Source organism: Citrobacter sp. 506 (assembly GCF_050434985.1).
In the GTDB taxonomy this organism is placed as follows: domain Bacteria; phylum Pseudomonadota; class Gammaproteobacteria; order Enterobacterales; family Enterobacteriaceae; genus Citrobacter; species Citrobacter braakii.
The window spans coordinates 280,106-303,365 of record NZ_JBNDJN010000006.1 but is presented as its reverse complement, the minus strand read 5'-3'; the positions used below and the strand labels follow the sequence as shown (position 1 = coordinate 303,365).

15 protein-coding genes are annotated in these 23,260 nt (G+C 53.7%); 7 read left to right on the top strand and 8 right to left on the bottom strand.

Annotated features, from left to right (window positions below; all coding sequences use genetic code 11):
• Positions 1 to 126: 126 nt before the first annotated feature.
• From rplS to ffh, 5 genes are all read right to left on the bottom strand, one after another.
• The gene (gene rplS, locus ABIE10_RS21100; RefSeq protein ID WP_002914145.1) at positions 127 to 474 is read right to left on the bottom strand and encodes a 50S ribosomal protein L19; all 348 of its coding nucleotides are present in this window, start codon (positions 472 to 474) and stop codon (positions 127 to 129) included.
• A gap of 41 nt (positions 475 to 515) precedes the next feature.
• Positions 516 to 1,283, bottom strand: a complete 768-nt coding sequence (gene trmD / locus ABIE10_RS21095) for a tRNA (guanosine(37)-N1)-methyltransferase TrmD (protein WP_016157187.1) — start codon at positions 1,281 to 1,283, stop codon at positions 516 to 518.
• A gap of 44 nt (positions 1,284 to 1,327) precedes the next feature.
• Positions 1,328 to 1,876 (bottom strand): ribosome maturation factor RimM, encoded by a 549-nt coding sequence (rimM, locus tag ABIE10_RS21090; RefSeq protein WP_003031230.1) that lies wholly within the window; start codon positions 1,874 to 1,876, stop codon positions 1,328 to 1,330.
• 18 nt (positions 1,877 to 1,894) lie between these two features.
• Positions 1,895 to 2,143: a 30S ribosomal protein S16 gene (gene rpsP / locus ABIE10_RS21085; RefSeq protein WP_003031228.1), complete on the bottom strand. Its 249-nt coding sequence runs from the start codon at positions 2,141 to 2,143 to the stop codon at positions 1,895 to 1,897.
• A 253-nt stretch (positions 2,144 to 2,396) separates the two neighbouring features.
• Entirely contained in the window at positions 2,397 to 3,758 is a 1,362-nt protein-coding gene (gene ffh / locus ABIE10_RS21080) for a signal recognition particle protein (protein WP_003031226.1), read from the bottom strand.
• 165 nt (positions 3,759 to 3,923) lie between these two features.
• On the opposite strand from ffh, the gene ABIE10_RS21075 reads away from it, so the two are divergent.
• Together ABIE10_RS21075 and ABIE10_RS21070 are read left to right on the top strand one after the other, a co-directional pair.
• Positions 3,924 to 4,715, top strand: coding sequence for a cytochrome C assembly family protein (locus ABIE10_RS21075; RefSeq protein ID WP_003031224.1), 792 nt, complete (start codon positions 3,924 to 3,926; stop codon positions 4,713 to 4,715).
• 18 nt (positions 4,716 to 4,733) lie between these two features.
• Complete coding sequence (locus ABIE10_RS21070; RefSeq protein WP_008324538.1) at positions 4,734 to 6,023, top strand: HlyC/CorC family transporter; 1,290 nt, start codon at positions 4,734 to 4,736, stop codon at positions 6,021 to 6,023.
• A 50-nt stretch (positions 6,024 to 6,073) separates the two neighbouring features.
• Here ABIE10_RS21070 and grpE read toward each other — a convergent pair whose 3' ends face one another.
• Positions 6,074 to 6,667: a nucleotide exchange factor GrpE gene (grpE, locus tag ABIE10_RS21065; RefSeq protein ID WP_003031221.1), complete on the bottom strand. Its 594-nt coding sequence runs from the start codon at positions 6,665 to 6,667 to the stop codon at positions 6,074 to 6,076.
• A 122-nt stretch (positions 6,668 to 6,789) separates the two neighbouring features.
• Between grpE and nadK the strand changes: the two genes are divergently transcribed.
• The 3 genes from nadK (at position 6,790) to bamE (ending at position 9,909) form a co-directional block, all read left to right on the top strand.
• On the top strand, positions 6,790 to 7,668 hold the full coding sequence (gene nadK / locus ABIE10_RS21060; protein WP_016154073.1) for an NAD(+) kinase: 879 nt from the start codon (positions 6,790 to 6,792) through the stop codon (positions 7,666 to 7,668).
• An 85-nt stretch (positions 7,669 to 7,753) separates the two neighbouring features.
• Positions 7,754 to 9,415, top strand: a complete 1,662-nt coding sequence (gene recN, locus ABIE10_RS21055; protein ID WP_016157188.1) for a DNA repair protein RecN — start codon at positions 7,754 to 7,756, stop codon at positions 9,413 to 9,415.
• A 149-nt stretch (positions 9,416 to 9,564) separates the two neighbouring features.
• Positions 9,565 to 9,909, top strand: a complete 345-nt coding sequence (gene bamE / locus ABIE10_RS21050; RefSeq protein ID WP_003826401.1) for an outer membrane protein assembly factor BamE — start codon at positions 9,565 to 9,567, stop codon at positions 9,907 to 9,909.
• Positions 9,910 to 9,959: 50 nt separating this feature from the next.
• Here the strand turns inward: bamE and ABIE10_RS21045 are convergent, their stop codons facing one another.
• Positions 9,960 to 10,256 (bottom strand): RnfH family protein, encoded by a 297-nt coding sequence (locus ABIE10_RS21045; RefSeq protein ID WP_003839823.1) that lies wholly within the window; start codon positions 10,254 to 10,256, stop codon positions 9,960 to 9,962.
• On the bottom strand, positions 10,240 to 10,683 hold the full coding sequence (gene ratA, locus ABIE10_RS21040; RefSeq protein WP_003031213.1) for a type II toxin-antitoxin system toxin RatA: 444 nt from the start codon (positions 10,681 to 10,683) through the stop codon (positions 10,240 to 10,242). Before ratA ends, ABIE10_RS21045 begins: the two co-directional genes overlap by 17 nt.
• Positions 10,684 to 10,837: 154 nt before the next feature.
• Between ratA and smpB the strand changes: the two genes are divergently transcribed.
• On the top strand, positions 10,838 to 11,320 hold the full coding sequence (gene smpB / locus ABIE10_RS21035) for an SsrA-binding protein SmpB (protein WP_003031211.1): 483 nt from the start codon (positions 10,838 to 10,840) through the stop codon (positions 11,318 to 11,320).
• A gap of 581 nt (positions 11,321 to 11,901) precedes the next feature.
• Positions 11,902 to 23,190 (top strand): BapA/Bap/LapF family large adhesin, encoded by an 11,289-nt coding sequence (locus ABIE10_RS21030; protein WP_429156947.1) that lies wholly within the window; start codon positions 11,902 to 11,904, stop codon positions 23,188 to 23,190.
• The last annotated feature ends 70 nt before the right edge of the window (positions 23,191 to 23,260 follow it).

The following is a 23,260-nucleotide window of genomic DNA, read 5'->3' as shown; positions in this document are numbered from 1 at the left end:
AGTCCTCAACTGGCTGCGCGCCGCGCAGTCATCCTATTGCAATAAAACAAAAGAGTAAGGTCGGAATAAAAAAAGGGCCAGCCTTTCGGCCAGCCCTTTTCTAACAGGATGTCGCTTGCGCGAATCTTAGTTAAGACGCTCTTTGATACGAGCAGACTTACCAGTGCGCTCACGCAGGTAGTACAGTTTAGCTTTACGAACAGCACCACGACGTTTAACAGCAATGCTGTCAACTACCGGAGAGTGAGTCTGGAAGACACGCTCAACGCCTTCGCCGTTGGAAATTTTACGAACAGTGAATGCAGAGTGCAGACCGCGGTTACGAATAGCGATAACCACGCCCTCGAATGCCTGCAGACGTTTTTTGGAACCTTCAACAACCCATACTTTCACTTCCACGGTATCACCCGGACGGAAGGAAGGTACGTCCTGCTTCATCTGCTCTTGTTCAAGTTGCTTAATAATGTTGCTCATAATTTAATCTCTTATCCTGGGTAAACTGATATTTGGGGGTCTCAGACCAGCCCATCATGTTTATGCTGCTGTTGTGCGTGTTCCGTTTTGAACTCCGCCAGCAACCTTGCTTGCTCTTCAGTCAGAGCCAGGTTTTCCAGAAGTTCAGGTCTTCTAAGCCAGGTCCGGCCCAGCGACTGTTTTAAACGCCAGCGACGTATCTCAGCGTGGTTCCCCGACAGTAACACCGCCGGTACTTCCATCTGTTCTAACACTTCAGGTCGGGTATAGTGCGGGCAATCCAGCAACCCATCAGCAAACGAATCTTCGATTGCCGAAGCTTCATGACCCAGAACTCCCGGAATAAACCGAGAAACGGAGTCGATCAGCGTCATTGCCGGTAACTCACCACCGCTGAGAACGTAATCGCCGATTGACCATTCTTCGTCAATTTCGGTTTGAATCACGCGCTCATCTATTCCTTCATAGCGACCACACACCAGAATCAGCTTTTGATTCGTGGCCAGTTCGCTAACGCCCGCTTGATCAAGCTTGCGTCCCTGAGGTGACAGATAAATCACCTTTGCGCCTTCACCAGCCGCAGCTTTTGCTGCATGAATGGCGTCCCGTAAAGGTTGCACCATCATTAACATCCCCGGTCCGCCGCCGTAAGGACGATCGTCCACGGTACGGTGCCGGTCATGAGTAAAGTCACGAGGACTCCAGCTCTGGATGTTCAGCAGGCCATTTTTTACTGCCCGGCCAGTTACCCCGTAATCGGTAATTGCGCGGAACATTTCTGGAAACAGGCTAACGATACCTATAAACACAAGCCAATCCCCATAACGCCGACTTTTACCGTTTATCCGGTGGTTTAAAAACCAGGATCCCAATCTACTTCGATAGTACGAGTAGCGAGATCGACTTTCTTGATAACCTGCCCATCGAGGAACGGTACAAGACGTTCCTTGATACCAAACGCATCTTTCAGGTTTGCCTTAATGACAATGACGTCATTCGAACCGGTTTCCATCATATCGACGACTTTACCGAGATCGTAACCTTCAGTGGTCACTACCTGGCAGCCCATAAGGTCTTTCCAGTAGTAGGAACCATCTTCCAGCGCTGGCAACTGCGAGGAATCCACGACAATTTCGCAATTAGTCAGTAGATTCGCCGAATCACGATCGTCAACGCCTTTCAGCTTGATGATCAGATCCTGATTGTGGTGCTTCCAGCTTTCCAGCTGTACTTGCTGCCACTGACCCGCCTTCTGGATAAACCAGGGCTGATAGTCAAAAATGCTTTCGGCGTCTTCAGTGGAAGAAAACACTCTGAGCCAACCACGGATACCGTAAGAAGACCCCATTTTCCCCAAAACGATGGGTTCCACAGGAGCCTGCGCGGCGAGTTGCTTGCTCATCATGACCACCGTGACAGATTAAGCTGCTTTGTTTGCTGCTTTGATCAGCGTAGCTACGCGATCAGAAATAGTCGCGCCCTGGCCAACCCAGTGAGCGATGCGATCCAGATCCAGGCGAGTGCCTTCTTCTTTTTCGCTAGCGATTGGGTTAAAGAAGCCAACGCGCTCGATGAAGCGACCGTTGCGTGCATTACGGCTGTCGGTAACAACAACCTGGTAGAACGGACGCTTTTTAGCGCCGTGACGAGCTAAACGAATAGTAACCATAACATCCTCTTGTGTGAATAAAACACCCAGGCCCCATCGAGGAACGGAGCCCGGGTGTCATATTAAAAGCCCGAAAATTTTACTGATTTCTGGGAAAAAAGCAATCAACATGTGATGAGGCTTTATACCAGGGCATTACCGTTGCAGCCAGTTTGGCGTCGGTGTGCGCGCAGAAAGCGGAACGTACATGCAGTACGTGAGCATTTCGAGCCCACCCCGACGTCAAAAAGGTAAATTAGGTAGCCCGATATATTTATCTACCAGGGAAGCCTGGCGGCATCATACCCTTCATGCCACGCATCATCTTCGCCATACCGCCTTTCTTCATTTTCTTCATCATGCGCTGCATGTCGTCGAACTGTTTCAGAAGGCGGTTTACGTCCTGTACCTGCATACCGCAGCCGGCAGCAATACGGCGTTTACGGGAACCTTTGATGATTTCCGGCTTAGCGCGTTCTTTCATCGTCATCGAGTTGATGATGGCTTCCATACGCACCAGCACTTTATCGTCCATCTGCGATTTCACGTTGTCTGGGATCTGCCCCATGCCAGGCAGCTTGCCCATCAGGCTTGCCATGCCGCCCATGTTTTTCATCTGGTTGAGCTGCTCAAGGAAATCGTTGAGATCGAAGCCGTCGCCTTTTTTCAGCTTGCTGGCTAATTTCTCTGCCTGCGCGCGGTCAACCTTGCTTTCGATATCTTCGATCAGCGACAGCACGTCACCCATGCCAAGAATACGCGAAGCAATACGATCCGGGTGGAACGGCTCCAGCGCTTCGGTTTTCTCGCCGACGCCGAGGAATTTAATCGGCTTGCCGGTGATATGACGAATAGAGAGCGCCGCACCACCACGAGCATCACCATCAACTTTGGTCAGCACGACACCGGTTAACGGCAGCGCTTCGTTGAAGGCTTTTGCGGTATTCGCGGCATCCTGACCGGTCATGGCATCGACCACAAACAGCGTTTCAACCGGCTTGATAGAAGCGTGGACCTGTTTGATTTCGTCCATCATCGCTTCATCAACGTGCAGGCGACCAGCGGTATCCACCAGCAGCACGTCGTAGAATTTGAGTTTGGCTTCTTTCAGCGCGGCGTTAACGATATCGACCGGCTTCTGGCCGACATCCGACGGGAAGAAGTCCACACCGACCTGCTCGGCCAGCGTTTCCAGCTGTTTTATCGCCGCCGGGCGATAAACGTCCGCGGAGACCACCAGCACTTTCTTCTTGTGCTTCTCACGCAGGAATTTCCCCAGCTTACCGACGCTGGTCGTTTTACCCGCCCCCTGCAGACCAGCCATCAGCACAACGGCTGGCGGCTGTGCAGCCAGATTCAGGGTCTGGTTTTCTTCGCCCATTGCCGCAACCAGTTCGTTACGGACAATCTTGACGAACTCCTGACCCGGCGTCAGGCTTTTGTTAACTTCATGACCAACCGCTTTCTCTTTTACGCGATTGATAAACTCACGCACTACCGGCAGCGCTACGTCAGCCTCCAGCAGCGCCATGCGCACTTCGCGCAGCGTCTCTTTAACGTTGTCTTCAGTAAGGCGTCCACGGCCACTGATATTGCGCAGCGTGCGCGACAAACGATCGGTTAAATTATCAAACATTGTCTCTCGCCTGGGGTGGAAACGGTCGGTCGCGACAGCGACACATCAACAGAAATTTGTCGCAGTATAACATGAAGCCGCCTTTGTTGTTATGCAACGGTTGGAGCAGCGGTCACGTAACGCTATACTGCTTTTCTTTATCACTGGCCAACTGTCGACACCTATATGCCCGTTTTTGCTCTGCTCGCCCTTGTCGCCTACTCAGTCAGCCTTGCGCTGATTATTCCCGCTCTGCTGCAAAAAAACAGCGGCTGGCGGCGTATGGCTATTCTCTCTGCGGTCGTCGCGCTGGTAAGTCATGCTATCGCCCTGGAAGCGCGAATTCTGCCCGGCGGTGAAAGCGGACAAAACCTGAGTCTGTTGAACGTCGGCTCACTGGTTAGCCTGATGATCTGTACGGTAATGACTATCGTCGCTTCCCGCAATCGTGGCTGGTTATTGCTGCCCATTGTCTACGCCTTTGCGCTAATCAACCTGGCCTTCGCCACGTTTATGCCGAACGAGTTCATCACCCATCTCGAAGCTACACCGGGCATGATGATTCACATCGGGCTATCGCTATTCGCTTACGCCACGCTGATTATCGCCGCACTGTATGCGCTGCAACTGGCATGGATCGACTACCAGTTGAAAAACAAAAAACTGGCCTTCAGCAATGAGATGCCGCCGCTAATGAGTATTGAGCGGAAAATGTTTCATATCACCCAAATTGGCGTGGTTCTGCTGACGCTCACCCTGTGCACTGGCCTGTTTTACATGCATAACCTGTTCAGTACCGAGAACATTGATAAAGCCGTTCTCTCTATCGTGGCATGGTTTGTCTATATCGTTCTGTTGTGGGGGCATTACCATGAAGGCTGGCGCGGACGTCGCGTCGTATGGTTTAACGTCGCAGGCGCAGGCATTCTAACGCTGGCCTATTTCGGCAGTCGTATCCTGCAGCAGTTCGTGAGTTAAATCTTTAAGGAACCCTACGTGGAACACATCTCCACCACCACGCTCATTGTCACGCTTCTCATCATGGTGGTCATTTCCGCCTATTTTTCCGGTTCTGAAACCGGAATGATGACCCTGAATCGCTATCGTTTACGTCATCGGGCCAAGCAGGGGAATCGTCAGGCAAAACGCGTTGAAAAGCTACTTCGTAAGCCGGACCGCCTGATAAGCCTGGTGCTCATCGGTAATAATCTGGTGAATATTCTGGCCTCCGCGCTCGGCACCATTGTCGGTATGCGCCTGTATGGCGATGCGGGTGTCGCCATTGCCACTGGGGTACTGACGTTTGTCGTGCTGGTTTTTGCCGAAGTACTGCCCAAAACTATTGCCGCGCTGTATCCGGAAAAAGTCGCCTATCCGAGCAGTGTACTGCTGGCTCCACTGCAGATTCTGATGATGCCGTTGGTGTGGCTACTCAATACCATCACGCGGCTACTTATGCGCATGATGGGCATCAAAACGGATATCGTGGTGAGCGGTTCGCTGAGTAAAGATGAACTGCGAACGCTGGTGAATGAATCGCGCTCGCAAATTTCACGCCGTAACCAGGATATGCTGCTGTCAGTGCTGGATCTGGAAAAAGTCAGCGTCGATGACATCATGATCCCGCGTAACGAAATCATCGGCATTGATATTAACGATGACTGGAAGTCAATCGTGCGTCAGCTTTCGCACTCTCCACACGGCCGTATTGTGCTGTACCGCGACTCGCTGGACGACGCCATCAGTATGCTGCGCGTACGTGAAGCCTGGCGATTGATGGCAGAGAAAAAAGAGTTCACCAAAGAGACCATGTTACGTGCCGCCGACGAAATTTATTACGTCCCGGAAGGTACGCCTCTCAGCACCCAGCTCATTAAGTTTCAGCGAAACAAGAAGAAAGTGGGTCTGGTTGTTAATGAATATGGCGATATTCAGGGGCTGGTCACGGTCGAAGATATTCTGGAAGAGATTGTCGGCGACTTCACCACTTCAATGTCACCCACGCTTGCCGAAGAGGTAACGCCGCAGAATGATGGCTCGGTGATCATTGACGGCAGCGCCAACGTTCGTGAAATCAATAAGGCGTTTAACTGGCACCTGCCGGAAGATGACGCACGTACCGTGAATGGTATTATTCTTGAAGCGCTGGAAGAGATCCCGGTTGCTGGCACGCGTGTGCGTATTGGACAGTACGATATCGATATTCTCGACGTGCAGGACAATATGATTAAACAGGTGCAGGTATTGCCGGTCAAACCGCTACGGGAAAGCGTGTCGGACCAGTGAGAATAATTCAGGCCGGGTAGCGCGTGAGCATTACCCGGCCTGAAGGCTGATTAGCCTTTGGCTTTCGCCACAGAGACCATCGCGGCGCGGATGGTACGTCCGTTCAGGGTATAGCCTTTTTGCATTACCATCAGCACATTACCGGCAGCAACGTCGTCGGACTCTACCATTGCAATTGCCTGGTGCACGTTCGGGTCCATCGGCACATCGATATCCGCAACCACCTGTACACCAAACTTCGCCACGACATCCAGCATTGACTTACGGGTCAGCTCAATACCTTCAACCATCGCCGCCATAGCGTCATTATCTTTATCCGCCACTTCCAGCGCGCGGTCCAGGCTATCCAGCACCGGCAGCAGTTCGTTGACGAATTTTTCCAGCGCAAACTTATGCGCTTTTTCTACGTCCAGTTCGGTACGACGACGCAGGTTTTCCATTTCCGCTTTGATACGCAACACGCTGTCGCGCTCGCGAGTTTCGGCCTCAGCAAGCTGAGCTTCCAGATTCGCAATTTTTTCATCGCGCGGATCCACCTGCTCAGCAGAAGCGTCTGATTCAACCGCCTCAACTTCTTCGTGCTGATCCATGATAATTTCTTCCGGGGCTTGCCCCTCAGGCGTTTTCTGTTCTTTACTACTCATGAATTTCTCCGCGTTTTTTTCGCATTCATCTCGCTAACTTGGCTTATTATGGGGATCAGATTCAGGGATTCAAGGGAAGTACTCACATTGTCACTAATCTTCATTACAAGGACCTCGAGAAAATGAACAAACATTTCAAGTGTATTGGCATTGTGGGGCATCCACGTCACCCCACTGCACTGACCACACATGAAATGCTCTACCGTTGGCTGTGCACCAAAGGTTATGAGGTTATCGTTGAGCAACAAATCGCCCACGAACTGCAGCTGAAAAATGTGAAAACCGGTACGCTCGCAGAAATTGGCCAACAGGCAGACCTCGCCGTGGTAGTCGGCGGCGACGGCAATATGCTGGGCGCCGCACGCACCCTGGCACGTTATGACATCAAGGTTATTGGCATTAACCGCGGCAACCTCGGTTTTTTGACCGACCTTGACCCAGACAATGCCCAGCAACAGTTAGCTGACGTGCTGGAAGGCCACTACATCAGCGAAAAGCGCTTTTTACTCGAAGCTCAGGTGTGTCAGCAGGATTGCCAGAAGCGCATTAGCACTGCCATCAATGAAGTTGTGCTGCACCCCGGGAAAGTGGCGCACATGATTGAATTTGAAGTCTATATCGATGAAATTTTTGCCTTCTCCCAACGTTCAGATGGGCTGATTATCTCGACGCCGACCGGCTCTACCGCCTACTCGCTCTCTGCCGGAGGCCCAATTCTGACGCCTTCTCTGGATGCCATTACGCTGGTACCCATGTTTCCGCATACGCTTTCCGCGCGACCGCTGGTGATCAACAGTAGCAGCACCATTCGCCTGCGCTTTTCTCATCGCCGTAACGATCTGGAGATCAGCTGTGACAGCCAAATCGCCCTACCTATACAGGAAGGTGAAGACGTATTGATTCGCCGCTGTGATTATCATCTGAACCTGATACATCCAAAAGATTACAGCTATTTCAACACATTAAGCACTAAGCTTGGTTGGTCAAAAAAATTATTCTAATTTAACGCTAACCTCTTTACTGTATAAAAAACCAGTTTATACTGTATGAAATCACAGTTATGGTTTTTCATACAGGAAAACAGCTATGTTGGCACAACTGACCATCAGCAATTTTGCTATCGTTCGTGAACTTGAGATCGATTTCCAGAACGGAATGACCGTTATCACCGGTGAGACCGGTGCGGGTAAGTCCATTGCCATTGATGCTCTCGGTTTGTGTCTGGGCGGACGCGCAGACGCAGACATGGTGCGTGCAGGCGCCATGCGAGCCGACCTCTGCGCCCGTTTTGCCTTAAAAGATACCCCCGCAGCCCTGCGCTGGCTGGAAGAGAACCAGCTTGAGGAAGGCCGTGAGTGTTTGCTGCGTCGCGTTATCAGCAGCGATGGCCGCTCCCGTGGGTTTATTAACGGAACCGCCGTTCCGTTATCGCAGTTGCGCGAGCTGGGCCAGTTACTTATTCAAATCCATGGCCAGCATGCGCATCAGCTCCTGACAAAATCAGAACACCAAAAATCCCTGCTTGATGGTTACGCCAATGAAGCGTCTCTGACCCAGGAAATGGCTGCGCGCTACCAACTGTGGCACCAAAGTTGCCGTGACCTGGCGCATCATCAGCAACAAAGCCTGGAACGCGCAGCCCGGGCGGAATTGTTGCAATACCAGTTAAAGGAACTGAACGAATTCAATCCGCAGCCGGGTGAGTTTGAGCAAATTGATGAAGAGTACAAGCGCCTGGCTAACAGTGGGCAATTGCTCACCACCAGCCAACAGGCGCTGGCTATCCTGGCAGATGGTGAAGACATCAATCTGCAAAGCCAACTGTACACCGCAAAACACCTGGTCACTGAACTGGCAGGCATGGACGGCAAACTTTCAGGTATTCTGGATATGCTGGAAGAGGCCACCATCCAACTCAGCGAAGCCAGCGACGAGCTGCGCCACTATTGCGATCGTCTGGATTTAGACCCTAACCGCTTGTTCGAACTCGAACAGCGTATCTCCAGGCAAATCTCGTTGGCACGTAAGCATCATGTTGCCCCTGAAGTGCTGCCACAGTTCTATCAGTCGTTGCTGGATGAACAACAGCAACTGGACGATCAGGCCGACTCGCTCGAAACCTTAACCCTGGCGGTGAACAATCACCACCAGCAGGCGCTGGAAACGGCAAAAATGCTGCACCAACAGCGTCAGCATTATGCGCAGGAACTGGGGCAACTTATTACAGAGAGCATGCATGCCCTCTCGATGCCGCACGGTGTCTTTTGCATTGATGTGAAATTTGAGGAGCATCATCTGAGCGCAGACGGTGCCGATCGCGTGGAGTTTAAAGTGACCACTAACCCAGGTCAGCCGTTACAGCCAATTGCGAAAGTCGCTTCCGGCGGGGAACTGTCACGTATTGCGCTGGCTATTCAGGTCATTACAGCACGTAAGATGGAAACGCCTGCGCTAATTTTCGATGAGGTGGATGTTGGTATCAGCGGCCCGACGGCTGCGGTAGTGGGTAAAATGTTGCGACAGTTGGGCGAGTCAACGCAGGTAATGTGTGTTACTCACCTGCCGCAGGTTGCGGGCTGTGGTCATCAACATTTCTATGTCAGCAAAGAAACAGATGGCGCGATGACGGAAACACACATGCAGCCGCTTGATAAACGCGCTCGCCTGCAGGAATTAGCCCGTCTACTTGGCGGTAGCGAAGTGACGCGCAATACCCTCGCAAATGCAAAAGAACTGCTGGCGGCATAAACTTTTTTACCTTGTGAAGGTCTGAGTTCAACATAAAATCGCCGACCGACCCGACAGCAAAAGGTTTTAAAGTGGTGAAAGGTCTATTATCATCGGCATATTACATATGAGCCGCGTACTGCTCGGGCCCGAAAAGGAATCAAATCACTATGCGCTGTAAAACGCTGACTGCTGCTGCAGCAGTACTACTGATGTTGACTGCAGGCTGTTCCACTCTGGAGCGAGTGGTTTACCGCCCTGACATCAACCAGGGAAATTATCTGACACCTACCGATGTCGCTAAAGTGCGCACGGGTATGACGCAACAGCAGGTTGCTTATGCTCTGGGTACACCAATGATGTCCGATCCTTTTGGCACTAACACCTGGTTTTATGTGTTCCGTCAGCAACCTGGACATGAAGGCGTAACCCAGCAAACGCTGACGCTGACCTTTAACAGCAGCGGCGTATTGACCAACATTGATAACAAACCCGCTTTGACCGATAACAAGTAGGTTTGAGAGGTCAAAAAAAGGTGCTCAATGAGCACCTTTTTTATTGTTTGTTACTTTTTAGCGGATTTCTCTGCTCGCTGTCTGCGCAGCTCTTTTGGGTCAGCAATCAGTGGCCGGTAAATTTCCACCCGATCGCCGTCATGCAGAACATCAGCAAGCTTTACCGGACGGCTGTAGATACCCACTTTATTTTTACTGAGATCGATATCGGTACGTAATTCCAGCAGCCCGGAAGCGCGGATAGCCTCTTCCACCGTTGCGCCCTGCTGCAGCGTTACGCGCTGTAAATACTGTTTCTCGGGTAGCGCGTACGCCACTTCAACGACAATTTTAGCCGACGCTGACACTGTAAACCTCTTTCGCGCGAACCGTGAAGGCCTGCACCATATTTGAAGCCAGTTCTTTAAAGATACGGCCAAACGCCAGCTCGATTAACTTATTGGTGAACTCAAAATCAAGGTGGAATTCAATACGACACGCTTCATGACTCAGTGGCGTAAACTTCCAGCCGCCAATCAGCTTCTTGAACGGCCCATCGACCAGATGCATCAGAATGCTCTGATTACTGGTCAGTTGATTGCGCGTGGTGAACGTTTTGCTGATCCCTGCTTTCGAGACATCCACAGCGGCCGTCATTTGTCCCGGAGTCGACTCCAGTACGCGGCTACCGGTGCAACCCGGCAAAAACTGAGGATAGGACTTAACATCATTCACTAGCTGATACATCTGTTCCGCACTGTAGGGTACTAAAGCGGTCCGGCTAATCTGAGGCATAACAATTCCCATCAATATCAATCACACAAATAATACCATTTATCACCCGCTAAAAAAAACGCTATAGCCTAACTCGTGCTAAGATAGCGCCTTGCGCCCCGCTGGATGAAATGGGGTGTTTTTCGATTCCAGATTACCTATACTGAGCGGCATTATGACGAAGAAAAAAGCACACAAACCTGGCTCAGCCACAATCGCGCTAAACAAGCGCGCACGACACGAATACTTTATTGAAGAAGAGTTCGAAGCAGGACTCGCCCTGCAAGGTTGGGAAGTCAAATCCCTGCGCGCGGGTAAAGCCAACATCGGCGACAGCTATGTCATACTCAAAGACGGCGAAGCGTTCCTGTTTGGCGCCAACTTCACGCCAATGGCGGTGGCCTCAACACACGTGGTATGCGACCCCACCCGAACCCGTAAACTGTTGTTAAACCAGCGTGAACTCGACTCCCTGTATGGTCGTATGAATCGTGATGGTTATACCGTCGTTGCGCTTTCGTTGTACTGGAAGAATGCCTGGTGCAAAGTGAAAATTGGCGTTGCGAAAGGTAAGAAACAGCACGACAAGCGCTCTGATGTGAAAGAACGCGAATGGCAGTTAGATAAAGCGCGTATCATGAAAAATGCTGGCCGCTAAACGCTACTCCCCTGTGACCAGTCTCCCCTCCTGAGACTGGTTCTTATTTTTTAGTTATCGAAACCCACACAATACATTCACCTCGTTTATAGTTTATTTATGCTGAATCGTTCAGATATGAAATAAACCCCCTGTCAATACCGTTGCGATCTATAGTCCAATAATATAAAAGTTCAAGACCATAGCATTCATATTTCCATTTATTAAATAACACTATTATTACTGTTGTTTATTATATTAGTGTTCATTTCAATAAAAACAAACCCATTCAAATACAATTATTTACCATAAAAACAACCATTAAAAGCAAACTGGAAAGTATCCTTTTCAAATGACTAATTACTTTTTTAATATGGATAAGTTGCAGAATACTTTCTTTCTGACTATATCATCTAATACGAAAGAACTATTCAGCAGAAAGGGCCCGGACGTATTTAATCAATAAACTAACATCTATGTGACCTAATCAATGAAATTACATGTGTAAATTCATCTTTATGATGAACTGAGCCTCTGTCAGCTCATTTTCCCAGCGCGCTGTTGCGGATTAATACTCCCGGCATGCCATCAGGAGTGAACATATGCGTCTACTCGCCGTTGTATCAAAATTAACTGGCGTTTCCACAAATGTTGAAGCCTCTGAAGTTACGCTCAGTTCACCTTCTATCGTGAAACTGTCTGTGTCGCGTGAGGAGGTGAGTCAACTCACGCGCGTTAATCAGGATCTGGTTGTCACACTCCGCTCAGGTGAAACCATCACCATTAAAAATTTCTACCTCGGAAAAGGTGAAGCGCAAAACCAACTTGTTCTGGAAGACAGTAATGGCGCACTGTGGTGGGTTCAGGATACTGACGGAGCATTCCATTTCCAGCACCTGGACGATCTCACACCGCTGATGACGGCCGAAGGCAGTCATGAAGGCGGCGCCGTCTGGCCGTGGGTTCTTGGCGGGATCGCTGTCGCTGGCGGGATTGGCCTCGCTGCGGGTGGTGGCGGCGGCGGCGGTGGGAGCGATAATAACGCTGGGAACGGTAATGCCGGGAACGGGAACGGCAATGGTAGCGGCGGCAATGGCAACGGCGGCAACGGCGAAGGTAACGGTAACGGTAACGGTAACGGTGACGGTAATGGTGACGGTGACGGTGACGGTGACGGTGACGGCGGCACACCGCCAACGACAACCCCTAACAGGCCTGACGTACCCGTTATCACCAGCATAATCGATAACCAGGAGCTGATTACTGGCCCTGTCAATCAGCAGGAATCCACCAACGATAATACGCCGACACTCCAGGGCACCGGCCCCGCGAATGCCACATTACATATTTTTGATAACGGCGTCGAAATAGGCCAGGTCACAATCGATGCCAACGGCAACTGGTCGTTTACGCCATCCTCTCCTCTGGCAGACGGCACACACCAGTTTACCGTCAGCGCTTCAAACGGTGCTGGCAGCAGCGGCATGTCGGACAGTTGGGAAATTATTGTCGATTCGCTTGCCCCCGACGCCCCCGTGGTCACTCAGGAAACCGACAATGTCGGTTCCATTACCGGCTTTATCGCCAATAACGGCGTAACCGACGATGCTACGCCGACGCTCACTGGTACAGGCGAAGTAGGTAGTTTCATCAGCATTTCTGATAACGGCATTCTGATTGGCATGGCCCGGGTGGATGACAATGGGAACTGGACATTTACACCGGACATTCCGCTCAGCGATGGTGTTCACAATCTGACGCTGACGCAAATTGACGCCGCAGGTAACGTGAGCGCGGAAACGCGCGTGCCGACATTCACCGTTGATACCACCCCGCCTGCAGCCGCAGTCATTTCCTCCGTTAATCCGGAAGGTACAACGGTAACCGGTAGCGCTGAGGCGGGAAGCCTGGTCATTATCATCGGCAGTAATAATCAGGTTTTGGGTTCAACAACGGTCGGTCAAACCGGCAATTTCTCCATCGCGATTTCGCCCTCACAGACGCACGGTGAAACGCTGATCGCGAAAATTCAGGACCAGGCAGGCAACATCGGGCCAGATACCTCTTTCAATGCCACCAACTCTGGCTACCCGGGCGTGCCCGTTATCGTCAGCATAATGGATGATTTTGCACCCTCAACCGGACCATTGAGCAATAATCAGGCCACCAATGATAATACCCCCACGCTCTCTGGCACTGCCGACGCCAACAGCACGGTTAACATTTATAACAATGGGGTGTTTGTCATAAGCGTGCTAGCTGATGCCAGCGGCAACTGGACCTGGACCTCCAACACCAATTTGCAGGACGGCTTATACGCCTTCACCGCCACGGCGACCAACCACCTGGGTACGGGAGGAACGTCACCAGCGTTCAATATCAACATCGACACCCAGCCACCGTCGCCACCTGATGATCTCAACGTATCTGCGGATGGGACTGTCGTCACCGGAACGACCGAACCAGGCAATACCGTGGTTATCACCGGCAGTGGCGGAACTCAGATCGGCAGCGGCGTCGCCGGAACGGACGGCTCATTTACCATCACCATTAACCCACCACAGACCAATGGTGAAACCGTTGAAGCCATCGCAACCGATCCGGCAGGAAACCCAAGCCTGCCAGAAACAGCGCTTGCACCAGACATTACCGCGCCACAGCCCCCAACAAACCTGCTAGTTAATGGCACTGGCGACCAGGTCACCGGCAAGGCCGAACCCAACAGTACGGTCAATATTCTGGATCCAGATGGCAATATCATTGGTACGGCAACTGCCGATACGGATGGGGATTTCACCGCAACGCTGGTTCCGCCGCAAACCAACGGCGAGACCCTTACGGCAAATGCGACCGACACCGCAGGTAACAAGGGCGACAACGCCTCTGTCACCGCACCGGACACCACCGCACCTGATGCGCCAACCGGCGTCACCGTCGCCGGAGACGGCGGTTCTGTAAGCGGACATGCTGAAGCAGGAAGCACCGTTACCGTAAAAGACAGCAACGGTAACCCGATAGGCATAGGCCAGGCTGACAGCGGCGGCAATTTCACCGTGTCTATCGCGCCGTCGCAAAAGAACGGCGAAACGGTAAAAGTCACCGCAACGGACAGTAGCAATAACGAGAGTCAGCCTACCTCCGCGTTGGCTCCGGATATCACTGCACCAAACCAGCCAGTTATTATTGCCGTTACTGATGATGTTGACGATTTCACTGGCCCCATCAATAACAATGCGTTAACCAACGACGATAAACCGAAAATTGAAGGCATCGCCGAAGCAGGTTCGCGGGTCAAAATTTATGATAATGGCACCCTGCTTGCGACCGTTAACGCTGATAACAACGGTAACTGGAACTATACGCCCACCGCAGCACTAAGCCAGGGCGCGCACGTATTTACGGTGACGGCAACAGACGCTGCCAACAACACCAGCAGCGCCGCCAGTTGGAAAATTATTGTCGATAGCATCGCCCCAACCGTTCCAGTAATAACGTTGGTTAACGATGATGTTGGCAGCATTACGGGCAACGTTGCAAATAACGGTTGGGTCACCAACGATAACACGCCAACCCTCTCGGGTACCGGTGAACCAGGTTCACTGGTGAGCCTGTACGATGGCAGTCTGTTGATGACGGTTATTCTTGTCGACAGTTCAGGCACCTGGAGCTATACCGTTCCGGGAAATCAGGTGCTCAGCGATCGCACTCATCAGTTTACGGTATCGGCAACCGATGCCGCCGGTAATGTCATCACCTCACCCACTGTGGTCAGCGTTACCGTAGATACTCAACCGCCAGGCGATCCTGTCATTTTGGCTGCCACCGACGACGTTGGGAATGCGCCGATCGATCTGCCTTCCGGAAGCCGTTCAAACGATACCTTACCAGAGCTGAAAGGAACCGGAATAGCCGGTTCTACAATCACCCTCTATGAGGGTTCTACGCCAATTGGCAGCACAACGGTTTTACCCGCCGGCACCTGGAGTATTCAACTCAGCCAACCGCTCAGTGAAGGCGCACACAATTTATCCGCTATCGCCACGGACGCTGCAGGCAACGCCAGCAATGCCGGGAACTTTACGCTGACGATTGATACCACCCCACCAGCTGCCCCGGTTATCAGCTCCGCAGAAGGTCTGATTGGGACAAATCTTCAAACGCTGAGTAACGGCAGCAGTACCAAGAGCTCAAATCCCGAACTCTCCGGAACCGGCGAGCCCGGCGCGAAGATTACGATTTATGATAATGGCGGTTCTATTGGCATCGTCACCGTACAGCCAGACGGCACCTGGACATTTACCCCAACCTCACTCGCCGACGGGCCGCATAAATTTACCGCCACGGCGACCGACGTCGCGGGCAACACGGGGATCCCGTCGGCAAGCTTTACTCTGACAGTAGACAATACGCCTCCCGCACAACCAGCCGCGCCAATCATTACCGACGATGTGGCTCCGGTAACGGGAGTGGTCACTAATGGCAACACCAATGACACCACGCCAACCTTTAGCGGCACGGGGAACGTCGGGGATCTGATTACCCTCTATCTTGCTGGTACTCCCCCATTGCAGGGAACAGCAACAGTAGGTGCAGACGGTACCTGGAGCTTCACTCCGTCAGCACCGGTTGCTCCTGGTAGTTATCAGGTAACTCTCACCGCAACCGATCCAGCAGGCAACGTCAGCCTGCCATCTAACGCCATAACACTGAACATCGACACGACGCCGTCTGCACCACCGGTGATCATCGCCGCCAACGATAATGTCGGTGATGTCACGGGCGACCTTGCGACAGATGCCGTGACTGATGACACCACGCCAACCATTCGCGGTACTGGCACAGACGGGGATACCATCACCCTGTATAACGGGGGGACGGTGATCGGTACTACAACGGTGGCTGGTGGAACCTGGAGTATTACGCCAGGGACTGCGCTGGCGAACGGAAGCTACACATTAAGCGCCACCGCAACCGATCCGGCAGGTAACATCAGCAGCAATTCAAATAGTATTTCGTTTACGGTTAACAACACGAAGCTGACGTTGCCGCAGGTAACGGATATCCAGGATAACGTTGGAATCTTTACCGGTTCGCTAACCAGTGGCAGCGTCACGGACGATACCACCCCGACCATTAGCGGGACCGGCACACCGGGCAGTACGGTGTTAATTTTCGATGGCAATAATCCCGTCGCAATTGCTACGGCTACGGTTGCTGCTAACGGCACCTGGAGTGTGGATGTACCCCTCACGCCGAACGTCACTCACTCACTGACGTTCGGCGCCGTGGATGCCGCAGGTAACTCACTGGCTGCAGATAACCCGCTGACGGTGATTGTCGATACCCTGCCGCCTGCAACGCCTACGGTTACCAGCGTAGATCCTAACGGGACGCTGGTAAGCGGTACGGCCGATGCCGGCAGCACCGTGATTATTCGCAGCGGTAACACCATTCTCGGCCAGGGGATGGCAGACGGTTCTGGTAACTTTGCTGTCACCATTTCGCCAGCGCAAACAACCGGTCAGGCGCTCAACGCCATCGCTCAGGACCCCGCCGGAAATCAAAGCGATCCGACAACGTTTAACGCCGCTACCTCCAGCGTTCCGCATCCACCGACTCTTGAGATCGTTGATGACATCGCGCCCATCATGGGGGTGATTGGCAACGGTAAAACCACCAACGACACCTTACCGCTGCTGCAAGGGACCGCCACTGCTGGGGCATCGGTGACTATCTATCAAAATGGCGCATCCATCGCCACGGTAACCGCCGATGCCGTGTCTGGCGCATGGAGTTATCAGCTACCCACTGCGCTGACTAACGGCATTACCTATAACTTCACGGTTTCACAAACGGTGGGCGGAACCCCAAGTGGTCTGTCACCCAACTACGCAATCACCATCGACACCACGCCCCCGCAGGTGCCAACTATCACCAGCATTATTGACGATATTGCCCCCGGCACCGGATCGTTGGATAAAGGGCAAATTACCAACGATTCACGCCCGACGTTTAACGGAACCGGCGAAGCGGGGGCAACCATCACCCTTTACGATAATGGCATCGCTTATGCCACTACCACGGTAAACAGCAACGGATTCTGGAGTTTTACCCCGACCGCTCCGCTGGGAGAAGGCGACCATATCTTTACCGCTCGCGCAACAGATGCCGCAGGCAACCAGGGAGATCCATCCGGTGATTTCCAGATCATTGTCGATACCCTGGTGCCGAATGCCCCCTCTATTGTGACAGTCACAGACAACGTTGGTACAACCCAAATCCTGACCTCCGGGCAGTTGACCAACGATAATACCCCAACGCTTGCTGGCGTTACCGAGGCGGATTCGCTTGTTACCATCCGCGATAACGGGGCGGTCATCGGCACAACCATCAGCGATGAAAACGGCAACTGGAGCTTTACGCCTGCGCCTGCTCTCGGTGAAGGCAGCCACTCGCTGACTGCCACTGTCACAGATGGCGCGGGCAATATCAGCCCGGCAACGCCACCGTTTGTGGTTGTCGTCGACACGCTGCCGCCAGCGGCACCGACCATTACCTCCGTAATTGACGATCAGCCTGGCAATACAGCGCTGACCAACGGACAGTTGACGAACGATGCGCAACCTACGCTGAACGGCAAAGGCGAGATCGGCGCCATCATCACGATCCGTGATAACGGCGTCGGCATCGGTACAGCGCAGGTGGACGAGTCAGGCAACTGGCGCTTCACACCAGATGCACCGCTGGGACAGGGACAACATATATTCACCACCGTTGCCACCGATCAGGCAGGTAACTCCGGCGGAGTATCATCATCGTTTACTATTGAGCTGGACTCTGTTGCCCCGTCAATCCCGGTCATCAGCTCAGTTCAGGACAGCACCGCACCGACAACAGGCCCGATAACCAACGGGCAGACCACGAATGAATCACGTCCGGCCCTGAGCGGCACCGGTGAAATTGGCGCGACCATTACCGTCCTGAGCGATGGTCAGCCCATCGGCACCACCACCGTTGGGGCAAACGGCACCTGGAGCTTAACCCCAACGGATGCACTCAGTAACGGCCCGCATACGCTGACCGTCACCGCCACCGACAGCGCCGGTAATACCAGCCAGCCATCCAATAGCTTCACGCTTATCGTGGATACCGTGTTGCCTGGTACGCCAGCAATTACTCAGGTTGCAGATGATGTCGGCCCGCTGATCGGTAATCTGAACAACGGTCAGGCCACGAACGATCCACTCCCGACGCTTAGCGGCACGGCTGAAGCCAATGCCACGGTAAGAGTTTACGATAACGGATCGTTTATCGGCTTTACCTCAGCGGATGGCACGGGCGCCTGGAGCTTCACGCCAGGAACCGAGCTTGGCAACGGTAACCACGCGCTGACGGTGACAGCCACCGACGCTGCCGGAAACGTCAGCCTCACGTCCGCTGGATTTAACATCGTTGTTGATACCGCCGCCCCGCTTGCGCCAACGATTATCCAGGCTTTTGATGACGTGCTACCGGGAACCGGAACGCTGTCGAGCGGGGCCTTTACCAACGACACCCGTCCCGTACTCAACGGCTCGGCGGAAGCCGGTGCCCGAGTAGCCATCTACGATAATGGCACGCTGCTGGCAACGGTAACTGCGGCGATAGACGGCACCTGGGAATATCTGCCTGCCGCGCTGGGTAACGGTCAGCATGTGTTTACCGCTATCGCCACCGATGCCGCCGGAAACGTAAGTCCCACCTCCGGCGGGTTTATTATTAATGTCGACACCATTGCGCCATCCGCCCCGCTGCTGGTCTCAGTGGTGGATGATATCGCTGGCGGCGTGTTCAATGCGGCACTCAGCAACGGACAACTGACCAACGATGCGCGCCCGACGCTGAACGGTACCGCCGAGGCAGGTAGCACCGTCAGCATCTATGATGGAAGCACCCTGCTGGGTACGGCGCTGGTGCAAAGTAATAACAGTTGGTCGTTTACCCCAACTACGCCGCTGACGAATGGATCGCACACCTTCACCGTCACCGCGACAGATGCGGCGGGCAACACCAGCAGTGCGACGGCAGGCTTTAGCGTGGTGGTCGACACCACAGCGCCGACGCAGCCTTCAATCAGCAGCATTATTGACGACGTCGGGCCAAACACCGGGGCGATTGGCGCTAATCAGCCAACCAACGACGCACGCCCAACGTTAAACGGCACCACAGAAGCCAACGCGCGTGTCGATATTTACGATAACGGCAGCTTTGTCATCAGCGTGACGGCGGACGGCAGCGGCAACTGGAGTTACACCCCAACCACCGCGCTGGCACAAGGTACCCACTCCTTTACCATCACCGCAACGGACAGTGCGGGTAATACCAGTGGCATATCGTCTGCGGCAGCGATCGTGGTCGATACCGTCGCCCCGGGCATTCCTACAGGGCTGGCGGTAAACACCAACGGTACCACGCTCACCGGCGTTGCCGAGCCAAACAGCACGGTCATTATTACCTCCAGCGGTGGAACGGTGCTCGGCACGGCAACCGCCAACGCCTCCGGTAATTTCACCTTCACGCTGAACCCACCGCAAATCAGTGGGCAAACGCTGCAGGTCAGCGCCCAGGATGCCGCAGGCAACATCGGCACGGCGGGTAACGTTCTGGCACCGTTTACTGGCGTACCGCCTGCGCCGGTTATTGCCACCGTTCTCGATGACGTCGGTACGATCACGGGGCCCGTCGCGGCGGGCAAAACCACCAATGATACGCTGCCAACGCTCAACGGAACGGCGCAGGCTAACGCCGTCGTCAGCCTGTACAACAACGGCGTGCTAATGGGCACCACAACCGCAGACGGTAACGGGATCTGGAGCTTTACCCCATCCGGGGCGCTCAGCGAAGGTAACCACGCGTTTACCGCCACTGCAACAAACGCCAACGGCGCAAGCGGATTGTCCAGCTCGTTCAGCGTGATTGTGGACACCACGCCACCGACCGCGCCAACGATACTGATCAGCGCCGATGGCGGCACCGTCAGCGGCGTCGCCGAAGCGGGAAGCACGGTCACTATCTCCCTGCCCGGCGGCACCAGCGTGACGGCAATCGCCAACAGCAGCGGTGTCTACAGCGTCAACCTGCCGGTTCGCCAGATTGAAGGCCAGTCGCTGTCCGCCACGGCGACCGATGCGGCGGGCAATACCTCATCGCCGACAAGCGCTATCGCACCGGTATTGCCACTGCTGGCTGAAGACAACGTCACCAGTCTGCCGCTGCAAACCGATGTTATCGTCAGCACCGATCATCAAAGCGATTATGGTTTCCTGCTGGTTAATGCGTTGGGGAATGTCGCCAACGTGCTGGGGAACGATACGGCAAGCGTTAATTTCAGCATCGCTTCTGGCGGCAGTGGGTCCATTACGATCAATGCCGCCGCGACCGGCGTGGTGCTGTCGCTGTTAAACACGCTGGAGATCGTCATCCAACGCTTTGACACCTCGCTGAATGCCTGGGTAACGGTGGTGGATACCGGTAAATCAGACTTTGCCAGCTTGCTCACCCTGGGCGCCTCGGGCGTAACGCTCAATTACGGCGGGCTGACTGGCGGTGATTACCGCGTGGTCAGTTACAACACCAACCTGCTGGCGACCGGCGCATACACCAGCCTTGATGTCTCGGTGGTGAAAGCCAGCGCAGGGACCATCATCGGCGGTACCACGGAATCCGGGAACATCATCACGGATACCGATCCCGCCAATGGGCAGGATAATGCGCCTTCCGGCACGTTGGTCACTTCCATCACCGACGGTAACGGCAACGTCGTGAATATCCCGGCGGGCGGCATTGATGTGCAGGGGAAATACGGCATCCTGCATATCAATCAGAACGGTAGCTACACCTATACCCTGACCAATACGTCAATCTCGGTGTATGGGCGCTCCGAAAGCTTCACCTACACGCTAACGCATGGCAGCGATCACTCCTCGGCAAAACTGGTGGTAACGCTCGGTCAGGCTCCAACCACCAGCACGGTAACCGCGGCAGACGATGCAGCAGTGCTGACTTACGGAACGCAGGTCATCGCGGTTGACCACTTGCCATCACAACAAACCGGCTTCACGCTCGCCAGCGTCGGACTCGGCAATGTGCTGGACGTCAGTCTGGTCAACGGTCTGACTAACCCGATTAAGTTCAACGTTGACGATGGCGCAACCCGCACGCTGACCGTACAGGCGAATGTTCTCGGCGTGACGCTTGGCGGCTTCGATCTCTATGTTTATCGCTTCAACGAGTCAATTCAGCAGTATGAGCAGTACCGGGTACAGCCAAACTGGGTCACTGCCCTACTGGGCGGAAGTTCGTCAGCGTATACCATTACGCTACCGGGTGGCGATTATCTGTTCCTGCTTAACGCTTCCGGCGGCCTGACGCTGCTGACCAGCTATACCCTGAATATTCAGGCCGATCACACCTACGCCGTCGACAGCCTGAGTGCGACAACCAATGGCAATCTGCTGGTCAACGACTCGGCTCCGGCCAATACCGTTATCACCGAAGTAAACGGTATCGTCGTTAACGGGACGGGCACTACCACTATTAATGGGCAGTACGGCACGCTGACTATCGATGCGAAGGGGAACTACACCTACACGCTAAGAAGCGGACTGGGTGCAGACGGTATCAACACCCCGGACAGCTTCGTGTATAAGGTCAGAGCACCAAACGGCGATACCGGCAGCGCCTCGCTGAATATCAAACCAACGCCGCAGCCGCTGGACGCCGTAAATGACGTCAGCAGCACAATGGCGGTAAGTACCGTTCAGGATTCTGCTGCATACGGAAGCGGCGCGCTGGGAACAGCGACAATTCCGACGCTTGGGAACAAAGCAACCGGTACAGGTTCGTTTGATATCGCGACAAATGACGTACTGAAAAGCGCCACGCTCAACTTCAACATCGGCACGCTTATCACCGTCGGTACGCTGGGCATTGCCTGGACAATCACCGGTCCCGACGGATTCTCGCTTTCTGGCTCTGTACCCGCCAGTTCCATCAGCCTGTTAGGCAGTTCAATTGCCATCTCGCTGGGTAATGCCGAGCTGGCCGCAGGCCATTACAACATCAGCTTCACCGGAACAATGGGAGGACTAGCAGTTGGCAACGTCAGCATTACGCCAAACGTCACGGGCACGACATGGCACCTCAATACCTATGACGTTAACGCCACCACGGTGAATGGCAATATTTTTGATGGCAGTGATGCCGCCGGCGCGCACGATCAGCTCTCAACCGTCCATACCCAGCTCACCGTCACCGGCTTTAACGGCAGTACTGCCACCCTCAATCCGGCCAGCAGCGCCAGTAGCGCAATAATTCAGGGTCATTATGGATCACTGACCATGAACCTGGATGGCTCATACATCTACACGCTGAAGCCGGGTGCAACCGTAGCATCGATCACCAGCAAAGAGACCTTTACCTATACGCTTAACGACCAAAACGGGCATACGGACACCGCTACGCTGACCATCAATATGAATCCGCAGATGGTAAGCACCGCACAGCATGAGGTGATCACCGGATCGGTCTACGGCGATACGCTGATTTATCACCTGCTCAACGCCAACGACGCTACCGGCGGCAACATTAGCAATGGCGCTACCGACAACTGGACCAACTTCTCGCTGGCCCAGGGCGACAAAATCGATATCGGCGACCTGCTGGTGGGCTGGAACGAGCAGAACGCTACGCTCGGCAACTACCTCACCGTGACCACCAGCGGTAACAACACGGTGATTGCTATCGACCGCGACGGTACGGGCAACACTTATCACTCAACCAATCTCATAACGCTGGAGAACGTACACACCACGCTCGATGAGCTGGTGCAACAAAATCACATTGTGCCCTGAAGCTAACGCATAACGTTAAAGCGCCATAACTACAGCCCCGGATGCCATGACGTCCGGGGCAATAACAGTC